The following is a 13,054-nucleotide window of genomic DNA, read 5'->3' on the forward strand; positions in this document are numbered from 1 at the left end:
TTTCCGCTCCGGCCAGTCGCTTTCCGCGGGCACGGCTTCAGCCTCCTCGCGGAAAACCGCCGCTGCGGGGTCTTCAGACACGTGCTTTTCCCGCAGGAGTCGACTGGCCTCCACTCCAATCAACAACCACAAAAGAGGTTTGACTACACAAGAAATATGATTATAAAGCACAAAACAGCGGAGAAAATACGCGGAGACTGCGGGATGAGAGGCATAGGTGAGACCCCGGAGCGCGCCAGCGTGAGGAGGCTCAGCCGCCCGCGGAAAGCGGAGCGTATTTCCGGAGCGGTAGATGACGCGCCCAATTACACCGAAAGTTATGTCGCATTCTATGGATTTTACGTCAAACACAACATTCTTTTAAAAAACAGATTTCCCATAAAAAAACTGCCTATCTGAATCAGATTAGCAGTTTTCTTGAGATATGGAAAAATCTGTTTGATCGTTCAATCCAACAATCTCTGAATCACCCGATGCGTTAAATTAGGAACGATTTCAAATGAATAAGTCATTTCGGTTCTCTCCAGTCTTTGGTGGGCGTCCAGACCATAAGGACCAATATTAATAACAGGAACATTCAATTCGCGTACATCTTCATAACGAACATAATGCTTCGTGCCCCATGCCGGATTGTTGTCGATAACAGCTTGAATAGCTTCCGCGTCATCATTTATGGCGACAAAACTCATATCCGAAATGTGCGGAAAGAAGTTTTTGGTCATAATCGGGTACGTATACATTGGCTGTACATCTTCAATCGCTTGATCCAGAGCTTTCATTAATGCTTGTTCATCCGGAGTTTTCCCTGTCATTTCAACCCTTGGTGAGTATAAAGAAGAGTAGAATAAGATAATCGCAGGGGTTCTATCTGTCATCCATTTCCACGCTTCCTCGACGACTTTAACGGCGAACATGCGTGTATCCAATGTCTCATTTTGTAAAAGTGATTGTTTAAAATGCGCCATATGTGACGTATAGGCTTCACCATTTTCGCGGATTAACAGATCATCCATTTCTTCGTATGTTAATACGCGCGGCTGCCACGGAACACCCTGAAACGCGGCATCACTCATCTGAGAAAATTGTTTATATCTGTTTTCCATCAAAGAAAGTGCATTGTCAAAAGCTATGTAAGCATGTTCTTTTAGTTTTTCCAGTACATCTTTTGGTGACCACGAATGGACGAAAAAGTTATAATATACTAAAGCGGATAGGGCGGTCTGAGCGGTATAAACAGGTTTTAAATCCGTTTGTTTTAACGTAACCGGCGGGACGGTTAATTCACCGTATGCCTCATTGGAAAGATCCGGGTTATAATTGATCTGCCTTGTCAGTTCAGCAGCAACAAAATTCGGATCTAACCCGTCGAATGGCGACCCTGCATGCGATTCTCCCCCTGTAATAAAAAAAGTGGGCAAAAGTTTTCCAACCGTTCCCTTGTAAATGTAACGATTGTCATCATGCGCGTGATGCGGTGACACAAAGTCCGCATTGATCGCTGCCGTATAATGAAATCCATGTTCACTTTTCCATCGTTTTAAAATGTCCAGAGCAGACAGAACACCATGTGAGCCATCTTCTTCATCACACTCGGCCAAAAAGACAATATTGCCATCCAGCTCTTCAGGATGTTCTGCATAATAGTTTAAGAGATATAAATGGCTGGCAACACCGCTTTTCATATCAAGAACGCCACGGCCAAACAGCCAGTCACCGGAATCCAAATGTTCTTTAGCGGACGTGGGAAGCTCATCCTCTTTCATACGTTCCATTAATTCATCAGGATAAAAGGCGTTATCTTTTAAATGATTAAAGTCATTCACCCCAACCGTGTCCATATGGCCCATAAGGATTACTGTCCGATTGCTCGTTCCTTTCGTCCCCTTTACACAGGCCAGCACATTATACCGTTCTAATTCATCACCAGTTGTTTGGGACAACATGACATTTTCCGGATTATATTTAAAATAAGAAAGGGATGAAATCATCGCATACAGTGATTTGGCAATATCTCTCTCACCATCCGTATTGACAACACTTTTTATGTTTACTAATTGTTTGGTTAAAGCCAGCACATCATCCCAGCACATCAGCATACACTTCACTCCTTCACGTTAGAATAATTGGAAATATCATAGCAGACTGATGAATGATCAGCAAGCGGGACATACTATGAAGTTACTTTCGAGTAATAAACCTGAAATGGCTTTATAAAATATCAAATGTTTGAAAATGTGAAGATAATAAAGTGAAATTTCAATATATGGGGATAAATTAATCATATACCAAACTTGCATTATTTTGGAATAAGTCCTTGCTCTAAAAATTGGAGTAAATTTCTTTTAACAGCATCATATGAGACATCTTCAAATAATAGAGTTCTTGTAATATCTTGGTAATCTTCCTGATATACATCATCGTTTAAAATCGTTTCAATTGTTTTTGCGATATCATAATTCGGTTTCGCTGAAATGTTAATGTTGGGTCTTTTATATCTTTCGGCCCTTACTTGTTTAAAAAGTAATTGGAAACCAGCCTTATGAAAAGTGAACGATTCGATTATCTTATGTAAATCATAAAGATGTCTTGAATGTCGAGTAAATGTCTGCTGCTCATAATAGTCGCAAATCGCAAACAATTTATCGATAAACGTCCTGTCTATTCTTTGGACATGAATATTGAACGATTGAAGATGATAGGTATTAATAACTTCCGTTTCATTCTCACTTTCCAAAAAGTCCAGGATATAACTGGAAACCTGCATCTTTTCAGTCGGGAAAGCTTTTATAGGCACAAAAGTTTCAATTGATAAATGATTTTTTACGGCATCGGTTTGATCTATGATTTGTGGGAATTCTACCTCATAGTTATTATGGTCTCTTCTGGACTGAATGCTTTCAGGATTTAAATGTTTCAACCGGGCATTTTCAATCGCTTGAATAATTCCCTCTTTTAGTTGCCTTTTCTCTCCCTGACTAGGCTTTTTATTGGCCGCGTAATGAATATCGATGTCCTCGGAAAACCGTTTAACTACTCCGTAACATTTTGAAAGGGAAGTCCCGCCTTTAAAAACGATTTGAGGGACATCTTTAGCCAAATATTCCAATAAATAGGATACAAAATAATCTTTCTCCACCTGTTCTTCAGGTATAGTGAAAGATTCTGATGTTGCTGCTATAACATCTGAAAAAATTGAATCATCCTCGTGTAAGCGCATCGTATACCCCACTTTCATATGCCTTGATTATCGTTGGCATTGGATAGCTGTTAATGATGGAATCTAATTCTTTTTTATCCAGATTAACATCATCCAGATAATTAATGACAATTTCGCTACCTTCTTTTAGCTTCTTTTCGCTTAGGTTTTCATAATTCGTTAGCAGGTCTAATGCTTGAAGCACTTTGATGTTTTTTTTCTTAATAGGTATTCGCGGCTTTCTTAATATTAATTCCCAGTTATTAATTTTTGCTATTCTTTTCCGATTGGTTTCTTTATTAGTGACAATTTCAATAACACCAGCTGTTTGGGATGTTAAATTTAATCGATTGGCAAGTGCAATTCCTGTCTGGTAACCAATAGGATTCATGCCTTCATACAAATATTTCTTTTTTAATACTTTATTAAAGCTCAAGGTTTGATTTTTTAATAAAGAATTTGGCTTTGGAATATAATAAATGCCAGGTGCATATCTTTTTATTTCTTCTGTATCTACTAAGCGTTTCAGGTTCATACGCAAAGTTGAGTTTTTTACCGTTAAATCCTCTTGAAGTTCATCATTAAAAATGGGTTCATTGTATCCATAGTTATTCAAAAGGTATTGGAATAATTTCATCGCATATCACCTCTTAATTCACATTATAACATATTTATACACTTTTTGTATAAATGCGTCACAATAATATTAGATTTATCCAGTATGAACATTTTTATACATTAGATTATTACACTGAATGAACCGTTGCTGAAAGTCGTCTCAAAAAACTACGGGATACCAATATTGACATGCCCTCTGGCGGTGAAGTTAAGAAAAAAGGATATAAGAGGTCTTAATCCTGCCTTTGTCCTCTTTCAAACAGACAGCAGTTTTGATTTCTTTTACCTCAAAACAGATTCATCTGTTGTGTAATAGTACCCGAATCTTGTCTGTTGACATATCCAAGTCTTTTATAGCCCTTTTTTCTGTTATTGAACATTCTTGCTAACATTGGAACTTGGTGATCCACATAGTCATACACTTTGACAGCTGTTTTTCTCTCATGCAGCCTATGCATTCGCCCAACATATTGCTGCAATATCCCTTCCCAGGAAACAGGCATCGTCAGAAACATCGTATCCAGAAGTTTGTTATCGAACCCTTCACCGATATATTTTCCTGTTGCAATAATCAACCTTTCAGCATCATCAGGTAATTTCGCCAGTTTATTCAACCGTTCCCGTTCTTCTTTTTTATTCAATTCTCCGGTCAATACAATCAACTTTTTGACAAATCCGCTGAACACGGATTCAAACTCTTGAACATGCTCAATCCTCTCTGTCAAAACAATCGGTGCTGCTCCATCTTCCAACTCATTCAACACATCATTAAAAATCATTTCATTTCGTTTCTTATCCCTTACAATCTCTGAATAGATTGGCTGTATTTCTTGTTTTGTACTTTTATATGAGGTATATCTTGGTATCAGAATATGTTTCATCGGCCGTACTTTGGCCAGTTCTTTGGCACTTATCTTATATCTGATTGGTCCAAGCTGCATCCTGATAATCGGATCATGACCGTCTTTTCGCTTTGGTGTCGCAGTTAGTCCATAAACATAAGCTGCTTCTGGGACTTTTAGCACCTTTTCAAAACTGACCGCAGATATATGGTGACATTCATCAACTATAATCTGTCCATATTGTTTGACGATGTCTTTCACATAGCCGCCACTTTTCAAACTCTGAATCGTCGCAATATCCACGTTACCCTTTGCTGTGTTTTTGCCGCCTCCGATTCTTCCTATCATTTCCGCATCCATATTCAAAAACACGTTCAGACGCTCATACCATTGATCCATTAAGTGTTTTCGATGGACAATGACTAAAGTATTTACCTTCCGTTTAGCAATAAGGGACGCTGCAACAACTGTCTTCCCGAAACCCGTTGCTGCAGACAAAATGCCTGTATGATTTTTGACCAACTTTTGCACGGCATCTTCCTGCTGAATCGATAGCGTTCCATTGAATTCAACATCTACAGTCTCACCATAATTCGCCTTATCATTTAAGTTCATTTTAATTGATTTTTGATCTAATAATTGTTTAAGATCGTACATACACCCTCGCGGCAATATTAAATAGCTGTCCGTTTCATCAGAGCAGTCAATGATTCGTGGAATCCTTTTCGTAGACAACCGCTTCTTTTCTGCTTTATAAAATTCCGGATTATAGAACGTCGCAAGCCGGGCTATTTCCTGAATTAATTTCTGAGGTAAATCCTTTTTCGGAATATAAATACCGTCCCTGGTATGTACATCTATTTCTTCCGGCATCTTTTCATCGTAACCATAACCAAGTTTCTCCTTGACAACAAATAATTCTTGATTTTGGGCAACAATCGAAACGACATCTTGTTTTTGAACCCGTTTCACTTGTGACAAATATGCCCATTGATTCGGGTAAGGTTGTAATTGTTCATCTACAAAAACGCTATTCCCCTGTTTCCGTGGTCCTGCCTGCAGCGGTAAAGCGACCAAATTGCCTAACTTTCCATCAGGTACTGTATCCTGATTCGGAAACATTCGGTCATAAGACTCTAATGTTTTTTGTCCGTTTGTTTCCTTGGTTTTATTCAGAAGAATTTGTCCAAGTTTTCGAGCTTCCTGTGCTTTAATTGACTCTTGAAAAAAGATCCAGACGTGACAGCCATTTCCTGACCGGGACACTTCCGTATAAGCCGGTAAACCAAACGTTTTACATGTTTGCACAAAGTGATGCATATCCTTCTTCCAGTTCTTTTTGTCAAAATCAACGACCAAAAACCAGCAGGAATTATCACATAAAACAGGATAAACACCTATAGTTTTTTCACCTGTGAGGTGATCATATATAACCTGGTTTGATACAGGGAGGAATTGATTATTCTTTCGAGCTGGTGAATAACCCGTTTTTTCATTACTCATCTCCCAGCGGTAAGCAAAAACATCGTCCCTGCCTCTAAAAAGACTTCTGAAAAGATGGATTCTTTCGTTTAATTTTTCTGTTTTACTTTTGCTTCCCGCACTGTCTGCCGGTACTTGAATCTGATAATATTGCAAAGTTTGCCTTAATTCGGTGTTTTCTTTTCTTAACCGTTCTATTTCCTTAAGCGCTTGTTGTAATTGATCCTCTGTATTATAGCCCATTATCGCAGCCCTCTTTTAACCAATATACTGATTTTATAAAAAATTCCTAAGCTGAAAGGTCATAATAAAATCATTGTATTCATGTGATCCAATATATTTACTGCAATGAATATTACGGGTAGTGACGAACGTTATATACTTTGCACATCAGCTCATCCCGTCAATTTATTCAGTACTTTGAGTATTAAAGTTTTTATCATTTGGATACTTCTTCTGCCAAGGTTGTTCGTCTTCAATATATCTATTTTAATTATAACCAATTGCGCAAGGGGTGTCACATACATCATATCAGACATAACAACGAGGCAACTTTTTGGCCGAAACAGCACCAAACTATTCTTCCTCCCCCTTTACAAACCTCCCAATCAAAGCTATCATTTTAAACAATTGAAATCGTTTGGGGGAGTGGGTACATGACCAGGAATTTTGAGCAGTCGGATATGCTGAAACGCTTGCCTGAGCAGTTTTTTGCCAAGCTTGTGGCAAAGACGCAGGAAGTCAAAAACAAGGGGCATGATGTGATCAATCTCGGACAGGGCAACCCTGATTTGCCGACGCCTTATCATATTATTAAAGAATTACAGGAAGCGGCTGAAAAACCGATTAACCATAAATATTCACCTTTCCGGGGATTCAAGTATTTTAAACAGGCCGCGGCTGATTTTTATAAACGGGAATTTGATGTAACCGTCGATCCGGAGCAGGAAGTCGCTGTTTTGTTTGGGGCGAAAGCAGGGCTGGTTGAGCTGAGTCAGTGCCTTTTAAATCCTAATGACACAGCCCTTTTGCCGGACCCTGGCTACCCGGATTATATGTCAGGTATTGCAATGGCAGATGCACAGCCAACTTTCATGCCACTGCAGCGGGAAAACAATTTTTTGCCGGACTATAGCATGATTTCTGAAGAAACACTCAATCAGGCAAAATTGATGTTTTTAAATTACCCGAACAACCCGACAGCAGCCACGGCTCCAAAAACGTTTTACGATGAAACAGTCAGACTGGCCAAAAACTATCACATATGTGTCGTGCAGGATTTTGCATACGGTGCATTGGGTTTTGATGGCAAGAAACCACAAAGCTTCCTCCAGTCTGAAGGAGCAAAGGATATTGGCATCGAGATCTACACATTATCCAAAACGTATAACATGGCCGGCTGGCGGGTCGCGTTTGCCGTGGGGAATCCATCAGTCATCGAAAGCTTAAACCTCATCCAGGATCACATGTATGTCAGTTTGTTTGGCGCTGTTCAGAGTGCAGCAGCTAAGGCTTTAAACAGCGATCAAACGCCCGTCCAGCAGCTTGTGTCTACATATACAGAGCGCCGTGACAGGTTCATTCGCGCAATCCGGGATATCGGCTGGGACGTTGACACCCCGGAAGGAACATTTTTCGCATGGCTTCCTGTTCCAACTGGATATACATCCGAAGCGTTTGCTGACCTTTTATTGGAAAAGGCACATGTTGTCGTTGCACCGGGAAAAGGTTTTGGCGAATATGGAGAAGGTTTCGTACGTGTCGGATTGCTCGAATCGGCTGAACGACTTGAAGACGCAGCAGCGAGAATCGGCAGACTGGGGATATTTTAAAAGATCAGCTTAGGGGGAGATATGATTGACAAACGTCATTGAGCTTCAGGAAGTTTCCTGGAGAAGACAACAGGCAAATATTTTATCTGATATAAATTGGCATGTCGAAAAGAATCAGCACTGGGCCATTTTAGGATTAAACGGCTCCGGAAAAACTTCATTGTTAAATATCATCACCGGTTATTCGTGGCCAACAAACGGTCACGTACGTATTTTGGACCAGCCGTTTGGAAAAGTCGATATCCGCGAACTCCGCAAATCCATCGGCTGGGTAAGCTCGTCCCTCCAGGAGCGAATCAAGGAATCTGAACGGGCTGAAGATATAGTCGTCAGTGGAAAATATGCATCGATTGGGCTGGCATTCGAGGAACCGGGCGAGGCGGATTATGAAAAAGCATTCCGGATTATGGACCAGATGCGGTGCAGTCATTTGGCCGGGCGGACCTACCAGACATGTTCACAGGGAGAAAGGCAAAAACTGCTCATTGCCAGAGGTCTGATGGCGTCACCGGATCTATTGCTGCTCGACGAATCGACAAGCGGTCTGGATTTCATTGCACGTGAAGAATTACTGTCCGCCATCCAGCAGCTTGTAAAAGAGGAGAATGCGCCGACAATTATTTTTGTCACCCATCATATTGAAGAAGTGCTGCCTGAATTTTCCTGTACACTGCTGCTCCAGGATGGAAGGATTTTTGCAAAAGGCCCCAGCCACGATGTACTGACACCCGATAACCTGTCACAGTTCTTCGGCATGCAGGTAAACGTTGAATGGCATAACCAGCGTCCGTGGGTATCATTACAGGATTAAAGCAGTGACAAAGCGCTGGTTCGCTCTGATGTTTATGAACGTTCAAACCAGGAAAAACACAGGTAAAGCATTTGTACGGGGTGATAAAAATGCCAAAGAAAGAACATCAATCCTCAACGAATAAGCAGAATAAGAAAAAATTAGATGAATTTGAAGAGCAGAAAAAATTTATGGACGAGCCTCCGGATGAAGAGTTAAAAGAAGAAATGAGGGGCGAAAGAGACAAATTCACTTCTAAGGGGAGTTCCAAAAGTGAACGGAAGCATAAAAGCAATTTAAAAGACCGGAAATAGACCAGCAATTGAGGCTGGAACAAAACTATTTTGTTCCAGCCTTTTCGTTTTGTTTGAAAATTATTTGAAAAAACCGCTGTAGATTGAGCCGGAATCGCTGTAGATTACAGCGGTGCGCTGTAGATCATGTCAGAATCGCTGTAGTTTGATCTCTAATCGCTGTAGATTTGAATGAAATCGCTGTAGTTCGAGCGAAAATCGCTGTAGATCATTTTTCTACGCGTTCTTAAAGCAGCCATTAGGAGGACTTCCCTGCCCTATGGCGGTGGCGTACTGCCCGCCGCACTGCGGAATTTTTACAGCCGTTTAAACCGGGATAAACGAAGCTGCATCTGAACTGCATCCAAAATCATGCCATCCAGTACTTAATGACCCAGCCAACAACAAGTCCATACACGGCATGTGTCATCGTCCAGTAAGTCCATGCGGCAAAATCGTTTAGTGCAGGAGGCCGGTCCGCCAATCCCGTCAATGAATATAAAATGGCGCTGCCTGCCGTATAAATCAATAGATACATTGAAATGGAATGCTGCAGATGAAACATTTTAAGTATATAAAACAGCGCGATGACACTGACAATGCAAAAAACAAAATGAAAAGCTATACCGCCGAAATCCTCCGGGCCCCAATCAGGCAGCACAGGAATATAGCCTGTGTTGAACAGCAGGACATAAGCCTGACTGCCGGTCAACATCTGCATAACTTTCAACAAAGCCATAAGGGTTATACCGGCAACAGTACCAATCAAATTCAATTTCCATAGCCGCTTCATGGTAATCCACTCACTTCGATGATAAGACTGCTCTTTATCTTTTATTCCCTTGTTAAATGGTGCTAAACTGATGAATGATTTTAAATCACCGATTAGCCATTAAAAAAGCGCATGTCACGGACGATGTGACATACGCTCTTTATGCTAACATCTGCGGACAGGATCCAACCCAATCCTGCCCTATGACGTTTCTTTACTGATCATCCCATGCACTTTCTGAATCTCTTCGTCAGGCACCATGAGATAATAAATGCCGTCAATATTCGTGCCACTTCCTTGCATCTGGTAGCTGACGATATTTTCCCGCGTGTTACGGTAACCATTAAAAAGATTCTTCATATCATCAAAATCCATATTCGTCGCCATATTGCTGCCAAGGACATCGATGTAATCATTGATTTTTGTCACAGACCCAACGGAAGCACCGCGATCAATAATGCCCTCGATAACTTTGCGCTGACGATCGGTACGGCCGAAGTCACCACTCGGGTCCTGCTTGCGCATGCGGACATACGCCATCGTTTTATCGCCGTCCATCTCGACAGGACCAACGTTAAAATCATACGCACCGCCATTCCAGGCAATTTCATTATCGACTGTGATGGTGCCAAGCCTGTCAACCAGTTCTTTAAGCCCTTGCATATTCATGCGCACGTAATAGTCCAGATCGATGTCCAGAAAATTTTCGACCGTCGCAACAGACATATCACTCCCGCCGAATGCATACGCATGATTAATTTTATCCTCGATGCCTCTTCCGACAATGGTTGTTCGTGTATCACGCGGAATACTGACAAGCTGCATCGCGTCATCTTTCGGATTCAATGACAACACCATTAATGCATCCGAACGCCCGCTGTCATGTTCACGCTCATCCACACCAAGTAAAAGCACATTCAACGGTTCAGAAGCCTCCACTTTTTTCGTTGTCATATCACGATCAATCGAATCAACGGGTTCATGCATCTTTTCATTTACAGTGTCCCGGGCATTGCCATAGATGGAATAAGCATAAATTCCAACACCTGCTATCAGCACAAAAATAATGACTGCTGATATTTTCAGCCAGCGTTTTGGTTTTTTCCCGCCTGCTCTTGTTTCTTTCACATTCTCATCCCCCGATAAATATTCTATTTGGTCTTTATCATAGTTTCGCAGTATTTTGTCACATTATCTCACATTATCATTGATTTTGTAAGTATGATTTTTTGGGACATGGAGTCAGCCCCCATGTCCCAGGTTATGTTTTTTTATATCCCAAAACGGTTATGCTTCTTATTAAAGATGACATGATAAAGGAGGCTTTTTATTTATGGACCCGAGAGATATGCAAAAAGGAAGTACCCCACGACAAAAGCAGCTCAAACAACCTGGCATTGAGTCAGAAATGAACCCGCTTCCCGGCCAGCCGACAAATTATCAGGGCACGGGAAAATTGAACGGAAAAAGCGCGCTTATAACCGGTGGCGACAGTGGGATCGGACGTGCCGTATCCATATTATACGCCAAAGAAGGCGCAAACGTGGCGATTTCCTATTTGGATGAACATGGTGATGCAGAGGAAACGAAGAAGATGGTCGAATCAGAGGGGGCACAATGTCTGCTGTTGCCGGGTGATATTAAAGATGAACAACATTGCATCGATATCGTGGAAAAGACGGTGGAAGCATTCGGGAAGCTGAATATATTGGTGAATAACGCAGCCATCCAATATGTGCGTGAAGATTTGTTGGACATTTCCTCCGAGGAGTTTGAGGAAGTTTTCCGGACCAATTTCTTTTCCCATTTTTATACCACAAAAGCAGCGGTTCGCCATATGCAGAAAGGTGATGCCATCATCAGCACATCGTCCATCAATGCGTATCGCGGCAACCCGATTTTCATGGATTATTCCGCGACTAAAGGCGCCGTCACTGCGTTCACACGGAGCATTGCCCAAAGTCTGGCAAAAAAAGGGATCAGAGCCAATACTGTTGCACCCGGGCCGGTATGGACACCACTGATTCCATCTTCCTTTAATAAGGACGGTGTTGAAACATTCGGGCAGGACAGTTTAATGGAACGACCCGGACAGCCGTCTGAACACGCCTGGCCCTATGTCATGCTCGCAGCGGACGAGTCATCTTATATGACCGGACAAGCCATCCACATCAACGGCGGCTCATGGACATCGTCATGAATGGGACACGGGGTCTGACCCCGTGTCCCATCACACGACGGCACAAAGTGATTTCCCGCCGTTCAGCACCTTGTCAACTTCTTGGGCGACGAGCATGGCTGTGCGGGACTGCGATTCGTCGGTCAGACCGGCAATGTGCGGGGAAAGCCTGATGGATTCGATTTGAGCCAGCGGTGAATCCGGCTCAACCGGTTCCTTTTCAAGCACGTCAAGGTATGCGCCGGCAATCGTTTTCGACTGAATCGCTTCAACCAGGTCCTGTTCATGAACAATCCCGCCCCTGGCCGAATTGATCACGTAAGCATGCGGTTTCATCAATGGAAATTTTTCACGATTGATCATATGTTTAGTCGCTTTGGTGAGCGGCACATGCACTGACACAAAATCCGATGCCTGAAGTAGTTCGTCAAGCGTTTCTGCCGGGCGTACGCCGGTTTCTGCCAGTATATGGTCGAACGGTGCAACAAATGGGTCATAGCCAATCACTTCCATTCCGAAAGCTTTTGCCCTTCTTGCAACACGGTGTGCGATTTCACCCATTCCAATGAGGCCGAGCGTTCGCTTATTCAACTCAAAACCGGTAAAAAACTTACGGTCCCAATTCCCCTGGCGGACATCGGTATCAGCCTCCGCCAAAGGACGATAAGCATCCATCATCGCTGCCATCACGTATTCAGCAACAGATGTCGCATTGGCATTTTTAGCAGCGATGACCGGCATATTCCGTTCTTTTGCCGCTTCCAGATTAATATTGTCGAGGCCAACGCCAAGCCGGCCAATGACTTTAACATTTTTGGCTGCATCAAGCAATTCGGGATCGACCCGCGTTTCATTTCGGACAATAAGCGCATCATACACTGGAGCTAATTTAAGCAGCTCACTTCGTTTCCGGCTCAATTCCATATCATAATCAACCGAATGACCGAGTTTCCGAAGTTCTTCAATACCGTCTTCCCACATTAACTCAGTTACAAGAATCTTCATGGCTTTCCCTCCCCGTTAATGGTCAACTTACCTATCTATCTATTT

General features: G+C 42.2%; 11 protein-coding genes. 4 read left to right on the forward strand and 7 right to left on the reverse strand.

Annotated elements, in window-relative coordinates:
• Positions 1 to 446 precede the first annotated feature (446 nt).
• The 4 genes from Len3610_RS11350 to Len3610_RS11365 form a co-directional block, all read right to left on the reverse strand.
• Positions 447 to 2,096 (reverse strand): M20/M25/M40 family metallo-hydrolase, encoded by a 1,650-nt coding sequence (locus Len3610_RS11350; RefSeq protein ID WP_176448046.1) that lies wholly within the window; start codon positions 2,094 to 2,096, stop codon positions 447 to 449.
• Between the two features lie 200 nt (positions 2,097 to 2,296).
• Positions 2,297 to 3,217, reverse strand: coding sequence for a nucleotidyl transferase AbiEii/AbiGii toxin family protein (locus tag Len3610_RS11355; RefSeq protein ID WP_176448047.1), 921 nt, complete (start codon positions 3,215 to 3,217; stop codon positions 2,297 to 2,299).
• Positions 3,198 to 3,833: a hypothetical protein gene (locus Len3610_RS11360; protein WP_176448048.1), complete on the reverse strand. Its 636-nt coding sequence runs from the start codon at positions 3,831 to 3,833 to the stop codon at positions 3,198 to 3,200. Before Len3610_RS11360 ends, Len3610_RS11355 begins: the two co-directional genes overlap by 20 nt.
• A gap of 268 nt (positions 3,834 to 4,101) precedes the next feature.
• Positions 4,102 to 6,381, reverse strand: coding sequence for a TOTE conflict system archaeo-eukaryotic primase domain-containing protein (locus Len3610_RS11365; protein ID WP_176448049.1), 2,280 nt, complete (start codon positions 6,379 to 6,381; stop codon positions 4,102 to 4,104).
• Between the two features lie 413 nt (positions 6,382 to 6,794).
• On the opposite strand from Len3610_RS11365, the gene Len3610_RS11370 reads away from it, so the two are divergent.
• The 3 genes from Len3610_RS11370 (at position 6,795) to Len3610_RS11380 (ending at position 9,074) form a co-directional block, all read left to right on the forward strand.
• Entirely contained in the window at positions 6,795 to 7,970 is a 1,176-nt protein-coding gene (locus tag Len3610_RS11370) for a pyridoxal phosphate-dependent aminotransferase (protein ID WP_176448050.1), read from the forward strand.
• Between the two features lie 25 nt (positions 7,971 to 7,995).
• On the forward strand, positions 7,996 to 8,781 hold the full coding sequence (locus Len3610_RS11375) for an ABC transporter ATP-binding protein (RefSeq protein WP_176448051.1): 786 nt from the start codon (positions 7,996 to 7,998) through the stop codon (positions 8,779 to 8,781).
• Positions 8,782 to 8,870: 89 nt separating this feature from the next.
• Positions 8,871 to 9,074: a hypothetical protein gene (locus tag Len3610_RS11380; RefSeq protein WP_176448052.1), complete on the forward strand. Its 204-nt coding sequence runs from the start codon at positions 8,871 to 8,873 to the stop codon at positions 9,072 to 9,074.
• A 349-nt stretch (positions 9,075 to 9,423) separates the two neighbouring features.
• Here the strand turns inward: Len3610_RS11380 and Len3610_RS11385 are convergent, their stop codons facing one another.
• Both Len3610_RS11385 and Len3610_RS11390 read right to left on the reverse strand, forming a co-directional pair.
• A complete protein-coding gene (locus tag Len3610_RS11385; protein ID WP_176448053.1) occupies positions 9,424 to 9,846 on the reverse strand; it encodes a hypothetical protein in 423 nt (140 codons plus the stop codon).
• A 180-nt stretch (positions 9,847 to 10,026) separates the two neighbouring features.
• The gene (locus Len3610_RS11390) at positions 10,027 to 10,953 is read right to left on the reverse strand and encodes an LCP family glycopolymer transferase (protein ID WP_176448054.1); all 927 of its coding nucleotides are present in this window, start codon (positions 10,951 to 10,953) and stop codon (positions 10,027 to 10,029) included.
• A 205-nt stretch (positions 10,954 to 11,158) separates the two neighbouring features.
• Between Len3610_RS11390 and Len3610_RS11395 the strand changes: the two genes are divergently transcribed.
• On the forward strand, positions 11,159 to 12,025 hold the full coding sequence (locus Len3610_RS11395) for an SDR family oxidoreductase (protein ID WP_176448055.1): 867 nt from the start codon (positions 11,159 to 11,161) through the stop codon (positions 12,023 to 12,025).
• 30 nt (positions 12,026 to 12,055) lie between these two features.
• Here Len3610_RS11395 and Len3610_RS11400 read toward each other — a convergent pair whose 3' ends face one another.
• Entirely contained in the window at positions 12,056 to 13,009 is a 954-nt protein-coding gene (locus Len3610_RS11400) for a hydroxyacid dehydrogenase (protein ID WP_176448056.1), read from the reverse strand.
• Positions 13,010 to 13,054: the final 45 nt, after the last annotated feature.

Origin of the sequence: Lentibacillus sp. CBA3610 (assembly GCF_013373365.1) — a bacterium.
In the GTDB taxonomy this organism is placed as follows: domain Bacteria; phylum Bacillota; class Bacilli; order Bacillales; family Amphibacillaceae; genus Lentibacillus.

What these genes read in the sequence shown, in the direction of transcription:
- Len3610_RS11380 (WP_176448052.1), top strand. Translation starts at nt 8,871, where the DNA reads ATGCCAAAGAAAGAACATCAATCCTCAACGAATAAGCAGAATAAGAAA.
- Len3610_RS11355 (WP_176448047.1), bottom strand. Translation starts at nt 3,217, where the DNA reads ATGCGCTTACACGAGGATGATTCAATTTTTTCAGATGTTATAGCAGCA.
- Len3610_RS11385 (WP_176448053.1), bottom strand. Translation starts at nt 9,846, where the DNA reads ATGAAGCGGCTATGGAAATTGAATTTGATTGGTACTGTTGCCGGTATA.
- Len3610_RS11365 (WP_176448049.1), bottom strand. Translation starts at nt 6,381, where the DNA reads ATGGGCTATAATACAGAGGATCAATTACAACAAGCGCTTAAGGAAATA.
- Len3610_RS11400 (WP_176448056.1), bottom strand. Translation starts at nt 13,009, where the DNA reads ATGAAGATTCTTGTAACTGAGTTAATGTGGGAAGACGGTATTGAAGAA.
- Len3610_RS11395 (WP_176448055.1), top strand. Translation starts at nt 11,159, where the DNA reads ATGGACCCGAGAGATATGCAAAAAGGAAGTACCCCACGACAAAAGCAG.
- Len3610_RS11360 (WP_176448048.1), bottom strand. Translation starts at nt 3,833, where the DNA reads ATGAAATTATTCCAATACCTTTTGAATAACTATGGATACAATGAACCC.
- Len3610_RS11370 (WP_176448050.1), top strand. Translation starts at nt 6,795, where the DNA reads ATGACCAGGAATTTTGAGCAGTCGGATATGCTGAAACGCTTGCCTGAG.
- Len3610_RS11350 (WP_176448046.1), bottom strand. Translation starts at nt 2,096, where the DNA reads ATGCTGATGTGCTGGGATGATGTGCTGGCTTTAACCAAACAATTAGTA.